Annotated in this window: 12 protein-coding genes; 7 read left to right on the top strand and 5 right to left on the bottom strand. The window is 47.0% G+C overall.

The genetic code is table 11. The features are described from left to right. Positions 1 to 2 precede the first annotated feature (2 nt). A complete protein-coding gene (locus tag E2R66_RS15150; protein ID WP_133234145.1) occupies positions 3 to 1,406 on the bottom strand; it encodes an ATP-binding protein in 1,404 nt (467 codons plus the stop codon). After that, a complete protein-coding gene (locus E2R66_RS15145) occupies positions 1,403 to 1,882 on the bottom strand; it encodes a group II truncated hemoglobin (RefSeq protein ID WP_133234147.1) in 480 nt (159 codons plus the stop codon). The genes E2R66_RS15150 and E2R66_RS15145 overlap by 4 nt, the downstream gene beginning before the upstream one ends. A gap of 472 nt (positions 1,883 to 2,354) precedes the next feature. Between E2R66_RS15145 and E2R66_RS15140 the strand changes: the two genes are divergently transcribed. The 3 genes from E2R66_RS15140 to E2R66_RS15130 all read left to right on the top strand — a co-directional run bounded on the left by E2R66_RS15140 (position 2,355) and on the right by E2R66_RS15130 (position 5,918). Then, positions 2,355 to 2,819 (top strand): VOC family protein, encoded by a 465-nt coding sequence (locus tag E2R66_RS15140; RefSeq protein ID WP_133234149.1) that lies wholly within the window; start codon positions 2,355 to 2,357, stop codon positions 2,817 to 2,819. A 5-nt stretch (positions 2,820 to 2,824) separates the two neighbouring features. Next, a complete protein-coding gene (locus E2R66_RS15135) occupies positions 2,825 to 3,190 on the top strand; it encodes an iron chaperone (protein WP_133234151.1) in 366 nt (121 codons plus the stop codon). Positions 3,191 to 3,494: 304 nt separating this feature from the next. Then, positions 3,495 to 5,918, top strand: a complete 2,424-nt coding sequence (locus E2R66_RS15130; RefSeq protein ID WP_133234153.1) for an AsmA family protein — start codon at positions 3,495 to 3,497, stop codon at positions 5,916 to 5,918. Between the two features lie 82 nt (positions 5,919 to 6,000). On the opposite strand, the gene E2R66_RS15125 is transcribed toward E2R66_RS15130, so the two are convergent. The 3 genes from E2R66_RS15125 to E2R66_RS15115 all read right to left on the bottom strand — a co-directional run bounded on the left by E2R66_RS15125 (position 6,001) and on the right by E2R66_RS15115 (position 11,486). Then, positions 6,001 to 8,148, bottom strand: a complete 2,148-nt coding sequence (locus E2R66_RS15125) for a S9 family peptidase (protein ID WP_133234155.1) — start codon at positions 8,146 to 8,148, stop codon at positions 6,001 to 6,003. A 177-nt stretch (positions 8,149 to 8,325) separates the two neighbouring features. Continuing rightward, on the bottom strand, positions 8,326 to 8,955 hold the full coding sequence (locus E2R66_RS15120; RefSeq protein ID WP_192901979.1) for a nitroreductase family protein: 630 nt from the start codon (positions 8,953 to 8,955) through the stop codon (positions 8,326 to 8,328). Between the two features lie 266 nt (positions 8,956 to 9,221). Next, the gene (locus E2R66_RS15115) at positions 9,222 to 11,486 is read right to left on the bottom strand and encodes a transglycosylase domain-containing protein (RefSeq protein ID WP_133234159.1); all 2,265 of its coding nucleotides are present in this window, start codon (positions 11,484 to 11,486) and stop codon (positions 9,222 to 9,224) included. A 123-nt stretch (positions 11,487 to 11,609) separates the two neighbouring features. Here E2R66_RS15115 and E2R66_RS15110 point away from each other — a divergent pair, with 123 nt between their 5' ends. The 4 genes from E2R66_RS15110 to E2R66_RS15095 form a co-directional block, all read left to right on the top strand. After that, entirely contained in the window at positions 11,610 to 12,701 is a 1,092-nt protein-coding gene (locus E2R66_RS15110; protein ID WP_133234161.1) for an Mrp/NBP35 family ATP-binding protein, read from the top strand. A gap of 179 nt (positions 12,702 to 12,880) precedes the next feature. Beyond that, complete coding sequence (locus E2R66_RS15105) at positions 12,881 to 13,159, top strand: NifU family protein (protein ID WP_133234163.1); 279 nt, start codon at positions 12,881 to 12,883, stop codon at positions 13,157 to 13,159. 95 nt (positions 13,160 to 13,254) lie between these two features. Further along, a complete protein-coding gene (locus E2R66_RS15100; RefSeq protein ID WP_133234165.1) occupies positions 13,255 to 13,875 on the top strand; it encodes a hypothetical protein in 621 nt (206 codons plus the stop codon). Between the two features lie 242 nt (positions 13,876 to 14,117). Next, positions 14,118 to 14,960: dienelactone hydrolase family protein (locus tag E2R66_RS15095; RefSeq protein WP_134737934.1), on the top strand; the 843-nt coding region annotated here is incomplete at its 3' end.

Here is a 14,960-nt window from a genome sequence, read left to right as displayed (position 1 = left end):
AATTAATCGTCGTTTATGGGGAAGCAGATGATGAATTCGGTGCTGCCCGGTACCGATTTTACCTTCACCGTGCCATTGTGCTGGCGTATAATACGGGTAACTACATCCAGGCCAAGCCCGGTGCCCTTGCCCATATCCTTAGTGGTAAAAAACGGATCGAATATCTGCGATTGCATTTCCTCGGGTATGCCCGGGCCGTTATCTTTTATCGTAATTTGTACAAATTGCCTGTCTTGTTGTGTTTTTATCTCGAGCAGGCCACTGCCGTTTACCTCCATGGCATCTATGGCGTTGTCTATAACGTTCGTCCATACCTGGTTCAGTTCGCCGGCCATGGCTTTTACCTGTGGTAGGTTCAGGTCAAAATCCTCGGCTAATTTAATATTTCCTTTCTTAAGCTTATAATCCAGCATGGTAAGGGTGTTGCGTATGCCGCTGTGTATATCCAGCAGTTGCTTATCGCTATCTCTATCCATATGGGTAAACGTTTTTACCGAGGTAACCAATTGCGATATCCGTTGCGAAGATTCTTTGATATCGGCAATCATTTTGGTGGCCAGCAGGTAATTGTTTACCCAGGCCAGCACAATCTCTAATTGCTCAGAAACCGGTGTGCAGGCGTTCATATGATCGAGGTCGCCGGGTACAAAATCAAAATCTACCAGGTTTTCGGCAAATTCCAGTTTTTTTATCTCGTGGTCCATCAGCCAGTCGGCCAAATCATCTTCTCGATCAGCTTTATCCATCATGCTCAATACCGGCCTGTCGGTTTGATTGGCGCGGGTAACCAGCAAATCATTTATTTTATCAACCTTTTCGGGTGTCATGTTTAAGGACACGATGGCTTTGAACATAGCCGGCAGATTTTGTATTTGGGCATGCAATGACGATGCCCCCCTGCTAATGGCCGCCGCCGGGTTATTCAGCTCGTGCGCCAGCCCTGCGGATAGCTTGCCCAGCGCAAACATTTTTTCGTTTTGCTGCTGTAGCGAAGTAAAGTCGCGGATGCGGCTGGTCATGGTGTGTACCAGGGCCTCGGTTAGTTCGTAGTGTACCTTGGTGGCTTCCTTGATCTTTTCGGCAGGCACCCTAAAAACGCGGCCATTTTTGGTACACTCGCCAAACCCGGGTGTTTTCTTTGCCCGAGAAAAGGGCAGGTACCCCGTAATGCCTTGCTCGCGGATAACCGCTATCTCGCGGAACTTCCCGTTCTGCAGCACGCATATGCGTATGCGGCCTTCGAGCACAACAGTGGTCATGTTTACCGGTTCGCCCACTTCGAACATGCGCTGGCCTTCTTCCATCGCTACTATTTCGCCATTATCTATAAACCATTGCAGTTGCTCATCGGGCACCTCGGCCAGCACCGGGATGGCCTTTAAATCTTCTAAGGATATTGCGTTCATTGTTCTTTGGGTATATAAGGGCCGCCGGGTACGCCCCATCCCCATTTGGGCATAGGCGCATCGTGCTGCAAAGGATTATCGGTTAATTTGGAATTGATTACGGCTATACGGCTGCCCCACTCCAGGTAAGCCACCAGTGCCGAGCGAAACTCCGGGTCGTCGGCAATCCCAAGTTCGTCTACGCTTTGCAGCAGCAAGGCTATCCAGCGTTGGCGCTGCGCTTCGGTAAGCAGCTTGCCTACATGGTGGGCCACCATTTTGGCGTGGCTGCCATCATCGCCCTGGGTGTATAATTCGGGGCCGCCAAAAACTTCGGCAATAAAATGCGCCACATGTTTGGTGTGTGCTGCCGACATGTTCTTGAACACGTGTTGCAACAAATCATCGTGTAGCACCTTATCATAAAAAATCTCAGTAAGTTTTTCTAAGGCATCGTTGCCACCCACCCAGCTATACAAGGTTGGTATGTTTTTCATAGTTCATAAAATTAGTAATAAAAAAGCTTTGGTTGCAAGCAAGGATTGTCTGAATCAGAATTTACAGGATTGTAGAAATGAACAGATTTTCCGGTAATCCCTTTTTTATAGAGAAGCCACTTATTCTGAATAATTTTCTGATTCTGACATTATTTTCAAAGGGACATGATTATTTTGTTAACTTATAAATCCTTAAATTTAAATGCATAGCCAAAAATTTTGTGGTGAGCTGCCCCGCGAACGCTACGGCGCAACCAGGCATGGCTAACTAAACGTTCATCTAAACTGACTAAAAGAATTTTATGAATTATCAGAATTTCCGGGAACTCCGTTTATTCTGCCAATTCTTTAATTCCCTAAAATTCGAGTTCAGATAAGCGCCGCGTCCGGCCCGTTAACTAGTCGCATTAACACCCTGTCGGTACGGATGAGCGGCAGTAGCTTTGATAAACAATTATAAAACTAAAATAGTATGCAAAAGATCAGTCCGTTTTTATGGTTCGATGGCCAGGTGGAAGAAGCCATCAACTACTACACCTCCGTTTTTAAAAACTCGAAAATAAAAAATGTGCGCAACCACCCCGCAGAAAAAGGCGGCATCTTCACCGCCACCTTCGAACTGGAAGGTGTGGAGTTTATGATATTGGATGGTGGCCCTTATTACAAGATTGAAAACCCGGCCATATCTTTCTTTGTAAAATGTAAGGACCAGGCTGAGGTAGACGAGCTATGGAATAAAATTGCTGAGGAGGGTACGCCATCACGCTGCGGCTGGATAACCGATAAGTATGGGGTATCGTGGCAAATCATCCCTAATGCATTAGGTCAATATCTTGGCGGCAGCGATGCTGCTGGTGCGCAACGTGCCATGCAGGCCATGATGAAAATGGTTAAGATAAACGTGACCGAATTGGAGGCTGCTTATTACAACAGATAAACACCATGAGAACCCCAAAAAGCGTTGAGGAATATTTCTCCTGGTTTCCGCAGGAAACGCAGGATGCCATGAACCAGGTAAAGGATGCCATATTAAAAGTAATGCCCCAGGCTGAGGAAAGCATTAGCTATGCCATACCTACCTATAAGTACAAGGGTTTGCTGGCGCATTTCGCCGCGTACGAGCACCATATCGGCCTTTACCCCGGCTCTTTAGCCATAGAAGTTTTTGCGGAGGATATTGCAGGCTACAAAAGCGCCAAAGGTTCGGTACAGTTTCCGCTGGATAAGCCTATGCCCCTGGAGCTGATTACCCGGATAGCAGAATTCAGGTTGAATGAGAATTTAAAAGCACCAAAAAAATCTAAATGATGCAGCTCTTGCCGCGCAAATCAAGTACTACACTATCCCAAGCAAACTAAACTCAAGCGCTCAGATATGCTTTTTGGGGATATTGGAGCACAATGCGTTACATTACATTGGACCAATAATCCACCCACGGCTTCATGACCAATGGCCGCGTTTTCGTCCACAAAGTTGCTTCCTAAGAGCGGCTTTTTTTGTTTTATGGCATCTCATTCCTGTTAGCTATGCTATTTATAGGTAATATGTTGGTTACCATCGCCCAAATTAAAACAAAAGTGACCTTTAAGTTTTCTTACATAAATTATTTGCAATGCCAAAGTGGTTAAAAATTTTATTAAAGGTACTGGGTGGTTTAATACTGCTGTTCGTTTTGGTAGCCGTGGGAATAACCATTTATGTGGCCAACAACAAACAGCAGGTGCTGGCACAGGTGATCAAAAAACTCAACGAGAATTTAGACGGCACCCTTACCGTTGGCGATATTAAGCCATCGTTCTTCAGCAATTTCCCATATGTATCGCTCGCACTGAAAGATGTGGTTATCCGCGACAGGCAGTTCCCCAAACACCATCACACCCTACTGGCCTCTAAGGACTTTAATGTATCCGTAAACGCTGCGGCATTGTTCAGGGGCGTTATCAGCATTAACAATATTGGCATCAACAACGCATCTATAGATTTGTACACTGATAGCACGGGCTACAGCAATACGGCGGTGTTTAAAAAGAATAAAAAAGACAGCATCAAAACAGAAAAAAATGAAGGCAATTCGTCAACCCAGTTAAAAAGGTTCAGCCTGGCCAACGTAAACTTTACCATTAACAACCAAAAGGCAAACAAGCTGTTCAACTTTGCGGTAGACCAACTTAACGGCAAAATGAATTACCCCGATACCGGCTGGCACGCCGCCGTGCATTTGAATGTATTGGCAAAAAGCCTTGCCTTTAATACCAAACGCGGCAGCTTCATCAAGAACAAGCAAATACAAACAGATTTGGAGGCCGGCTTTAACGAAGAAACCGGGAAGATTTCGGTAAAATCAAATAATTTCGATATCGGCGGCGATGTATTTGGCCTGAACGCGTTGTTTGTTACCGGCAAAGGCGATGATACTTTTGCCTTCCACCTCACTAACGATAAATTGCTTTGGCGCAGGGCATCTGCGCTGCTGGCGCCTAATATTCAAAAGGTGTTAAACCGATTCAATCTGGATAACCCGATTGGCGTGAAAGCCCTCATATCCGGCAGCTTCGGTGGCGGCGATCCTTACTTTTATGTGTCCGCCCTGGTTGGTAATAATCGCCTTACCATTCCCGGTGCCGTTATAGATGATTGTAATTTCAATGCCGTTTTCACTAATGAAAATATCAAAGGCAAAGGTTTTACAGATGCCAACTCCATCATCCGGCTCAGCAACTTTAAGGGCAGTTACAATAATTTGCCTTTTATGATAGATGCCGGCAACATAACCAACCTGGAGGTGCCGATAGCCACGGGTAACTTTAAGTCTAGTTTCCCGGCAACCAATTTCAATAATATACTGGATAGCAAAGTGGCCAAATTCACAAAAGGCAGCGTTGATATGAATCTGAACTACAAGGCGGATATTATTAACCTCACGCTTAATAAACCTGTAGTAACCGGTTCCATCAACCTCGCGAATGCCAATATCAGTTATTTTCCCCGCAACCTTAACCTCACCAATACATCCATTTCGCTCAATTTTGTGGGGAATGACCTCCTTTTGAAAAACATCCGCCTGCAAAGCGGGCAAAGCATTGTACGCATGGAGGGCCAGGTAAAAAACTTCATGAACCTGTACTACAGCGCGCCCGAAAAAATACTGATTGACTGGCAGGTGACGAGTCCGCAAATTTACCTTGCAGAATTTATAGGCTTCTTAAACAGCGCAAAACCCTCGCGTAAGCCTGCCAAAGCAAGCAACAATGGCGATATGGTGAAGCGATTAGCTACCGTTTTAAATAGCGCCAAGGCCGATATGCATATGCGCATCAACGAACTACATTACCGCAAATTTTTAGCAACCAATGTTAATGCCGACCTGCTTTTATCCGAAGACGGTATCCGTATAAAGCAGGTAAGTCTGAAAACTTCAGATGGCTCGCTGAGGCTGAACGGCAACCTGGTACAGAAAGAAAAAGTGAACGACTTCATCGTGGCCACTACCATCAGCAACGTAAACGTTAGCAAGTTTTTCTATGCGTTCGATAATTTCGGGTTGACAGATTTGACCAGCGAAAACCTCAAGGGCTACCTTTCTGCAAGGACAAGTACCGTAGGCTCGATTACCAATACCGGCGACATTGTAAAACACTCCATAAGAGGCAAGGTGCTGTTGAATTTGAAGGACGGCGCACTCTTGAATTTTAAGCCGATAAAGAGCGTTGGCAAGTTTGCATTCCCGTTCCGCGATTTGAATAACATTACGCTATCTGCACTTAATGGCGATTTTGACCTGATGGGCGATAAAATAACCATCAATCCCATGGAGATAAGCTCAAGCGTGCTTAACATGGATGTGGCAGGCGTTTACGGCCTAAGCAACGGCACCGATATTGCGCTTGATGTGCCTTTACGTAACCCCAAAAACGATGCGCAGATAACCGATAAAGAAGAGTTGAAAAAGAAACGCTTCAAAGGCATCGTGCTGCACATACGTGCGCACGAAGAAGAAGGCAAACTAAAAATCGGCTGGAATAAAAACCATAAATAGTCTCGCCGTATCTTCAGGATCACAAATGAAAAAAGGGCGGACAGCTAAACGCCGTCCGCCCTTTCTTGATTAGGATAGTAACCTATTTAGCGGCCAATTCAGCCGGCACAGGCTTCATTAACAAATACTGGTAGATAAACCTGTTCGTTTCCATGGTTTGGTGCGCGGCCTTTTGGGGGTCGCGAAAACCGTGGCGCTGACCGGGGTATAGCATAAACTCAAAATGCTTGCCTTCGTCCTGCAGTTTGCTAATCAGTTGTATGCTGTTTTGCGCGTGCACGTTATCGTCCATAGTGCCGTGTACAATACGCAAAACGCCTTTCAGCTTATTGGTATACGTTAATACCGAACTGCTTTTGTAACCTTCGGGGTTGTTTTTTGGGGTGCCCATATAGCGCTCGGTGTAATGGCTATCGTACAGGCTCCAGTCCATTACGCCGAAGTTGGCTATGCCGTGGGTAAAATAATCCGCACCATAAGTAAGCGCATAGGCAGTGATATAACCGCCGTAGCTGCCGCCGGTAATGCACATTTTGGTTGGGTCTACATAGCTAAGGGTGCGCAGGTATTTCACCATTTCTATATAATCGGCCAATTCCCATTTGCCCAGGTCTTTATACATATAGTTCTGGCCCATTTTACCGAAATGGCCCGATGCACGGTGGTCCATTGCCACCTGTATCATGCCCTCTTTAGCCCACCATTGTGCCATGCCGCTAAAACGCCAGGTATCCATCACCGTGCCTGCATTAGGGCCACCGTAGATGCTGATCATCACCGGGTATTTTTTGTTCGGGTCGTAGTTCAATGGCAGCATAATGGTCATCGGCAAATCGAAACCATCGGCGGTTTTCACGCGGATAAGCTTTGTTGTAGCCAGTTCGTAATCTCCGTATTCAGCGCCTTTACTATCGCCTATCTCTTTTATCAATTTGCCTTTGGCATCGAACACCGCCGTTTTTCCCGGGGTTGCCACGTTGGAGTAGGTATCGGTAAAATAGCTCCCCTGGGGCGACATGGATACCGAGTGGTTAAACTCCCCAGCGGTTAGGCGGGTAAAGCCCTTACCATTGAAGCCCGTTTTATACAGATCTACCCTTGCGGTATTCTCTTTGCGGGCGGTAAAGTACACCAGCTTATTTTTTTCGTCGATGTACTGGATGCCGGTTACGGTGTAATCGCCGGTGGTTACCTGCTGTTTCAGCTTACCATCCATGCCGTACCAGTAAATATGCTCCCAGCCGCTTTTGTCGCTCATCACAATAAAGCCTTGGTTATTCTTCAAAAAGTTGACATCCTTAAACCAGCTGATCCAGGTTTTTTGCTTCTCGTCGTAAATTTCTTTTTTGGTACCAGTGGCAGGGGTAACGGCATAAAGTTTCAGATCGTTCTGGTCGCGGTTCATCCACTGCATCCACAGTTCGGTACCATCGGGCGACCAGATGGGCGTGCCCAGGTAAGTATCATCATTCTCGTTGAAATCGGCCCAGGTAATTTTATTGGCAGGCACGTTGTAAAAGGCCAGTTTTACTTTGGGGTTCGGGTCGCCCGGCTCGGGGTAGCGGGTTAATTCGGTAAAGCCGTGCTGCCCTTCAGAATTGTACAGCGGGAACATCGGCACCTGCGTATCGTCGAAATGCATCCAGGCCAAGGTCTTGCTATCGGGCGACCACCAGAACGCTTTGTAGCGTGATGACCTGCCCAATATCTCCTCATAATATACCCACGATGCATAGCCGTTGTAGATTACATCGGTACCGTCGTTTGTGATCCTTTCCGATTTGCCGCTGGCCACATCCAGTATGTAAAGATTACCGCCGAAGGTATAAGCTACCTTGCTGTTATCAGGCGAGAGGGTTGGGTTCTGCTCCTCGTCGCTGGTTTTAGTGAGGCGGCTTTCGGTACCGTCCACCTGTTTCAGGTAAATATCTTTATCGTGTACACTCACCGTCATGTTGGTAACGGGTGGAGTATATGGGGTTTCGGTACCGGTAAGTACATCAATGGATACGCTGCTGCCACCATTGCCACCACGACCACGGGCGGCGCCTTTTATGTAATGACTATCATCGGCCCAGCCGGTGATGTTAGGCAGCGCGGTGATGATTTTATTGGGCTCGTTCTTGAGCATTTGCCCGGTAGTAAGCTGCTTTTTTTGCGCTTGCGCGGATAATGCCGATACGGCCAGGGCAATCAACAGCGCCCGACGGAGATGGAGAGATACAGTCATAAGATCAGTAAAAAGTTTAACCGCTAATTTTGTAAAAATCAAGCAGATTGCATGCCTTGTAAGCGTAATTTTACAAGCCACCTGTTGGCTTACAGCACAATAAAAAAGGCACGAAGGGAAAACCTCCGCGCCTCATCACGCAACACTTAAGGGAGAAACCTCCCTCATCCACAATCTTTATATGTGTATAAACAGCTCGCTTTGGGGCCTGCGCACTTTTACCAATTTGCTGTAAGCGTCGTCTTCGGCGCGGAAACCAACGGCGGCAATTACTGTTGCGGTTAAGCCTTTTTCCTTCAAGCCTAAAATCTCATCGAATTTTGCAGGGTCGAAACCTTCCATTGGAACGGCATCAATCCCTTCTGCTGCTACTGCAGCCAACAATATGCCCAAGGCGATATAGGCTTGCTTTTGCGCCCATAGCAGAAGCTGCTCGGGCGTGCGGTTGGCAATGCCACCAAGCACCATGCCCTCTAAGCCGGCAAGGCTCTCGCGCGATACGTTGCGTGTCTCGGCAACCAGATCTACGAAGCTTTTGACGTAAGCCTCGTCAATATTCGTTTCGGCAGCAAATACAATCAGTTGCGAAGCATCGGTAACTTGTGGCTGGCCGTAAGCAGCTTCGCGCAGTTTTGCACGTACTTCGGGGTTTTCTACTACGATTACTTTATAATGCTGCAAGCCATAAGATGATGGGGCAAGCTGTATAGCTTCCAGTAGGTAGTCTAATTGTTCTGCCGAAAGTCTTTTGGTGCTATCGAATTTTTTGGTGGCGTAACGCCATTTTAATTGATCTGTTAATGACATGATGTTCTAAATATTTTGACAATGCAAAATTGCTTGTTTAAACATTTAAACGCGTCACACTTAAGTAAATACTACTAAATTGGTAGATGATGATGTTTTTCGAAACCGGGTAACTTATCGTCATGTTGAATTTATTTCAACACCCCATCATAAAAGTAGCCGGTATGGTACTTCGCCATGCAAGTGGTCGACCTGTCCTGTGGGGTCCTGAAACAAGTTCAGGATGACGGTTAGTGTTGTTTTGGTTATACCTAAAAGCCTAACCCTTACGGCAGGTGGCTGCGCATCTCCTTCTCTTTATCTTTCATTTCCTGTTTCAGCCGCTTTTTCTCTTCCTTCACCTCTTTATTGGTACGACCGGTGGTGTCTACGTTGTTCATCCGGTTTTTATAGTCGGCTTTCATCTGCTCAATTTCCAGCTTAATGCGGGCTTTGATCATATCGTTGGTCTCTTTTATCCGTTCCTCCACCTTGGCGGCCTGCGAGGTATCCTTTTTGCCAAATAGGCGCTGGATAAAGGTAGGCCGCTTTTCTTCAAGTTCGGGTGCGGGTATGCCTACGCCAACTCCGTCGTTTTCGTCGGATTGTTTGATGAGGCTATCCACCACGGTGGTGTCAACTACCGGCATTTCGCGGCGCAGGCTTTCTCTCAAACGTACGCTGTAAAAACCATAGGCATTGGTATCGCGCTCGGTAAGTCCCTTGCCTGCCATCAGTCGACCTATGAGATTAAAATAGCCATGCAGGCCCGGCCTTAAAGTGCCGTCTGGCTGGAAGGCGTAAAGCCCGGCTTTAGGGCGGGGAACAATACTGGCCAAAAAGATACTTTCACCAAGCGTAAGTTCTGATGGTGATTTGCCGAAATAATAATGCGATGCCTCGCCAATGCCATAAATATTGCGGCCCCATTCAATAATATTGAAGTAAACCTCCAGCATGCGGTTCTTGCTCATCAGCCGGGTATTTTCTATTATCCAAACAATCAGTATCTCTTCTATTTTGCGCGAAAGCGTTTTGCTGCGCACAAGGAAAGCGTTCTTAATGAGCTGCATGGATATGGTGCTGCCGCCACGGGTAAACTTCTTGGTTTTGAAATCCGTAGCTAATGATTTGCGAATAGATTCATCTACGAAGCCCCTGTTGCGGTAAAAGGAAGGGTCCTCTGCCGTCATCACCGCGTTGCGTACATCGGGCGATATTTGTTCTAAAGGCGTAAACTCCGGGTTTTCGGGCCCTATTACGTGCGGTGCCATTGGCTTGCCGTATTCGTACGGCGTGTAAACGAAGGTTTTGTTAAGCTTGTTGAAATCAGTTTTGCCGAATTTCACGATTTTGAAGTTCTCGTTATTCAACCGCGAATCGAACACCAAATCATCGATATGCTGCGCGTTCATGAAGAAATTGAGGCTGTAATTCAAGCGACCGGCTACCTGCATGCCTTCCATTGATTCGAACAGGCCGGTAGGGAACGAATCGAACACATCCTGCGCATTAACCCAGCCGGTATTTATCTTCATCTCATAAATCTTAACCGGGTTAAGCGTGTATTTAAGGAAAGGCCTTGCGGTTATCTTCTTGAGGTGGATAACCGATGAGCTATCCAGCGAAAGGTAATTGGCCCCCACAAAGATATTGGCATCTATAGAGCCCGATGGCACAATGATATCCTTGAGTGAAAGCCCTGCGTGGTTCACCAGCAGGTTGCGCACCGCACAGGAAGTAAATATTTGGGTTTCGCCATCGTTGCGCTCTACTTTGCTTAGCTTGGTGGTCAAGGTATCAAAGTTGAGACGTACGTGGAATTTCTTCTGCAGCACCGGCAGCTCCACCTTTTTGCCATCGGCATACAGGCGCACGTCGATATCTTTATCAGATGGGTGCATCTTGCCATCAAAATGCCAGGTAGACGCGGCGATGCCATCATTCACCAAAATGGTAGAGGCCAGTTTGCCATCATTTATCAGGGCCGATTTGGCCAGCATGGTAATGTGCGTGCTATCGTCTGTTGCCGAAACCAGGAAATTATCGAGCGACAGGTTATCTGGTATTTTGTATAGCACCTGGTTTATGAGATTGTCTGATAATTCGGCCAGGTTAAGTTTATGGCTGGTTTGGGTGCTGTCTTTTTTCTTCTTGAAAAGAAAGTCGAAGTTTTTTACACCTTTTAAATTGGTGAAGTTGAGGTGACCGTTTTGCAATACCACATCGCCCAGTTTAATGTTGCCGAAAAGTAACGGGAGCAGCTTTACGCTTACATCGAATTTCTTGATAGACAGGAAGCTATCGCGCTGAAAGGGAACCACGGAAATATCCGTAAAAGCCACGGTTGCAAGGCCTGTAAAATGGGCCGATCCTATTTTTACATCTAAATTATAATCTCTCTTGGCTTTTGATTTAGCTTTGCTGATAACCGATTGCAGGATTGCCTCGCGTTTAGAATAGGCAATGCTGCCGACTATAAGCGTAATAACTACGATAACTGCAACAACGATGCCTGCTATACGGAGATATTTAGGATTGATTCGGCGCATTTGACAAAATTATTTTCAAAACTAAACTAAATATGATGCCTTGCAACGCTTTGTTGCGGCAAATTGTTTTTTCTTAACAACCCTGGCACGCGCTCTGTTTTTGTATTTTTGCGCCTTAAGTATATGGAAATTACCCAACAACAAGTTTTACAAGCACTTAGCAATGTAGAGGAACCCGACCTTAAAAAAGACCTGGTTACCCTCAACATGATACAGGATATCGTTATCGATGGCCATAAGCTGAGCTTTTCGGTGATATTAACTACCCCAGCCTGCCCGCTCAAAGCTTTGATAGAGAACGCCTGCCGCAATGCTATCAAGCATTTCGTCAGCAAAGATATCGAAGTAAGCATTAATATGACCTCGCGGGTAACCTCGCAACGCAACACAGGCGTGCCGGGCGTGAAGAATATTATTGCGGTAGCATCGGGCAAAGGCGGCGTAGGCAAATCTACCGTATCGGTAAACCTGGCGCTTGCATTAGCTAAAACGGGGGCAAAAGTTGGGCTGATAGATGCCGATATTTATGGCCCCTCTATCCCGATCATGTTCGGCCTGGAAGGCGCTAGGCCCATGGCCAGCAATGTGGATGGCAAAACCCGCATAGAGCCTATAGAGAAATACGGCATCAAGCTGCTTTCGATTGGCTTTTTTACCGACCCCAACCAGCCCGTGCCATGGCGCGGACCAATGGTATCTACTGCAGTAAAGCAATTGTTTAACGATGCCGACTGGGGTGAACTGGATTATCTGGTGATAGACCTGCCGCCGGGCACAGGCGATATACATATCACGGTTACGCAAAGCTTCCCGATTACGGGTGCGGTGATTGTAACCACCCCGCAGAACGTGGCCCTGGCCGATGCGAAGAAAGGGATTGGCATGTTTATGATGCCGGCCATCAACGTTCCTATTTTAGGTGTGGTAGAAAACATGAGCTACTTTACCCCTGCCGAATTGCCCGATAACAAGTATTATATTTTTGGCAAAGGCGGCGGCCAAAAGCTGGCACAAACATTGGATGTACCCTTTTTAGGCGAGATACCTTTGATAAAAGGGATAAGCGATAGCGGCGATGCGGGCAAACCCATTGTACTGGAAGATGAAGGCGGCATGAGTATTGCTTTTATGGAAATGGCACGCCGCGTGGCGCAGCAGGTTTCTATAGCAAATGCAGCCCCACCCCAAACCCCTCCCCGGCAGGGAGGGGCTTAAGAAGCGCCCTCTAAACGGCGAAGCCATCATGAAAGCTAAAAAGAAATAAAACCGTGAATAATCTCCCCCGGCAGGGGAGACTTTAGGAAAAAATTAAAAAGCCCTCCCTACCGGGGAGGGTTGGGTGGGGCTTGTTTATTGAAATATAATTAATAACTTTACGTATATAAATCATCAAAATGAGTTTAATAGATCAGGTAGAGGCTGCGTTAGATACCATTCGCCCATATTTGGAGGCCGATGGCGGTAACGTGTCTGTAGAAGAGATAACGCCTGAAAATGTTGTTAAGTTGAAGCTGCTAGGCTCTTGCGGCTCGTGCCCCATGAGTATCATGACGCTTAAGGCCGGTATTGAGCAGGCCATTAAAAAGGCCGTGCCCGAAATTACCGCCGTAGAGGCCGTAAACCTAACGGATATCGACGATCCGAATGCCGTGCTACCGGAGAACCTGAGGTAGTGTTAAGAATTGTTAAATTGCTGTATATAACAGGAAATAGCGTAATTTTGCAGCCCGCGTAACGTATATATCATTCAACAGCTGCGCTAAGTATAATGAAAAAGCTAATTGGCATATTATTAATGTTCGTATCACTTTCGGCAATTGCCCAAAAGGAAAAACCTTTGGTGCAATTTACCGGCGTTATACACAATGCCGATAGTGCCGGGGTGGTGGTACCTTACGTAACCATTACCAACAACAGCTACCGTAATGCTACTACTGTGGCAAGCTATAATGGCTATTTCTCGTTTGTGGTGCATGAGCAGGATACGCTTACCTTTACTGCGGTTGGTTACTCGCCGCTGCAGGTGGTTATCCCCGCAAACCTGGCCAATAAAAGCTATACCACGCAAATAAAAATAAAGCCGCAGATAACCAACCTGCCGGTTTTCCGCGTGTTTCCATGGGCCACTACAGATGAGTTCCGCCGCGATTTCGTTACCGCCAAACTGGCCGATGATGACCTGGAGATTGCCCGCAAAAACATCAGTCGTGCATCAATAGCCGCACTTACTACCTCGCTGCCGCGCGATGGACAAGAGATACAAGCCGCAAATGCCGGGCAAATGCATACCAATATTGTAAACTCCCATTCTATTACCAACCCGCTGCTTAACCCGCTTGCCTGGGGCAGCCTTATCAAAACCATCACCGATGGGGATAAGAAGAACTAGCGCCTTAGCTTAGAATCAAGACTTCAAGAATCAGGAATCAAGACAGCTACATTACATGAGCACCCACCTGACGTAAAATTTGGGTCCGTGCCCTTTGTGTTCCTCCCTCCGTGGTCTCTGTGTTGAAAAATAACCAACAAGGTCTTTTCTCAGCCCCGAAAAACATTTACCGTAACGACACTGTTACCAATTGGTTTGCAAGCCATTGCATCGAATAACTAAATTTGAGCAAACCAATTACCATGAGCCACATCAATAAAGAAGACGTTAAGCAGGAAGTGTTTGACCTGTATGACGATTATGCGCACAACCGGCTCGACCGCCGCTCCTTCGTCCAAAAATTATCGCTTTATGCCGTAGGCGGCCTCACCGTGCCCGCGCTGTTGAGTTTTTTGATGCCCGATTATAAGGGCAATATACAAGTGAAAGCCGATGACCCCAGGCTGAAGTCGGGCTACATCAAATATGCTTCGCCAAAGGGTGGCGGAACTATAAAAGGGCTACTATCCAAACCCATCGATACCAAAAAGAAACTGGGCGGCATCATTGTGGTGCACGAGAACCGTGGGCTCAACCCCTATATTGAAGATGTTGGCCGCAGGGCCGCCCTTGCCGGCTTTGTTTCACTCGCACCAGATGCGCTTACCCCACTCGGCGGCTACCCCGGTAACGACGATGCCGGGCGCGAACTACAAGGCAAGCGCGATAAAGGTGAGATGGAGGAAGACTTTATAGCTGCATACGAATACCTCAAAACCCACCCGGACTGCAACGGCAAGGTGGGCGTAGTTGGCTTTTGCTACGGTGGTGGCATCTGCAACATGATGGCCGTGCGCATACCCACCTTAGCCGCATCTGTACCTTTTTACGGCTCACAGCCTGCCGTTGCCGATGTGCCGAAAATTAATGCGCCGCTGATGCTTCACTATGCATCATTGGATACCCGCATCACAAGTGGATGGCCGGCCTATGAAGCCGCACTAAAAGAGAACAACAAAAAGTACCAGGCCTTCATCTACGAAAATGTAAACCACGGCTTCCATAACGATACCACCCCACGCTACGATAAAGCCGCCGCCGAGCTG

Source organism: Mucilaginibacter psychrotolerans (assembly GCF_004519315.1).
GTDB classification, from domain to species: Bacteria; Bacteroidota; Bacteroidia; order Sphingobacteriales; family Sphingobacteriaceae; genus Mucilaginibacter; species Mucilaginibacter psychrotolerans.
The sequence above is the reverse complement of the archived record's forward strand: the minus strand, read 5'-3'. Positions and strand labels throughout refer to the sequence as shown.

What these genes read in the sequence shown, in the direction of transcription:
- E2R66_RS15150 (WP_133234145.1), bottom strand. Translation starts at nt 1,406, where the DNA reads ATGAACGCAATATCCTTAGAAGATTTAAAGGCCATCCCGGTGCTGGCC.
- E2R66_RS15145 (WP_133234147.1), bottom strand. Translation starts at nt 1,882, where the DNA reads ATGAAAAACATACCAACCTTGTATAGCTGGGTGGGTGGCAACGATGCC.
- E2R66_RS15140 (WP_133234149.1), top strand. Translation starts at nt 2,355, where the DNA reads ATGCAAAAGATCAGTCCGTTTTTATGGTTCGATGGCCAGGTGGAAGAA.
- E2R66_RS15135 (WP_133234151.1), top strand. Translation starts at nt 2,825, where the DNA reads ATGAGAACCCCAAAAAGCGTTGAGGAATATTTCTCCTGGTTTCCGCAG.
- E2R66_RS15130 (WP_133234153.1), top strand. Translation starts at nt 3,495, where the DNA reads ATGCCAAAGTGGTTAAAAATTTTATTAAAGGTACTGGGTGGTTTAATA.
- E2R66_RS15125 (WP_133234155.1), bottom strand. Translation starts at nt 8,148, where the DNA reads ATGACTGTATCTCTCCATCTCCGTCGGGCGCTGTTGATTGCCCTGGCC.
- E2R66_RS15120 (WP_192901979.1), bottom strand. Translation starts at nt 8,955, where the DNA reads ATGTCATTAACAGATCAATTAAAATGGCGTTACGCCACCAAAAAATTC.
- E2R66_RS15115 (WP_133234159.1), bottom strand. Translation starts at nt 11,486, where the DNA reads ATGCGCCGAATCAATCCTAAATATCTCCGTATAGCAGGCATCGTTGTT.
- E2R66_RS15110 (WP_133234161.1), top strand. Translation starts at nt 11,610, where the DNA reads ATGGAAATTACCCAACAACAAGTTTTACAAGCACTTAGCAATGTAGAG.
- E2R66_RS15105 (WP_133234163.1), top strand. Translation starts at nt 12,881, where the DNA reads ATGAGTTTAATAGATCAGGTAGAGGCTGCGTTAGATACCATTCGCCCA.
- E2R66_RS15100 (WP_133234165.1), top strand. Translation starts at nt 13,255, where the DNA reads ATGAAAAAGCTAATTGGCATATTATTAATGTTCGTATCACTTTCGGCA.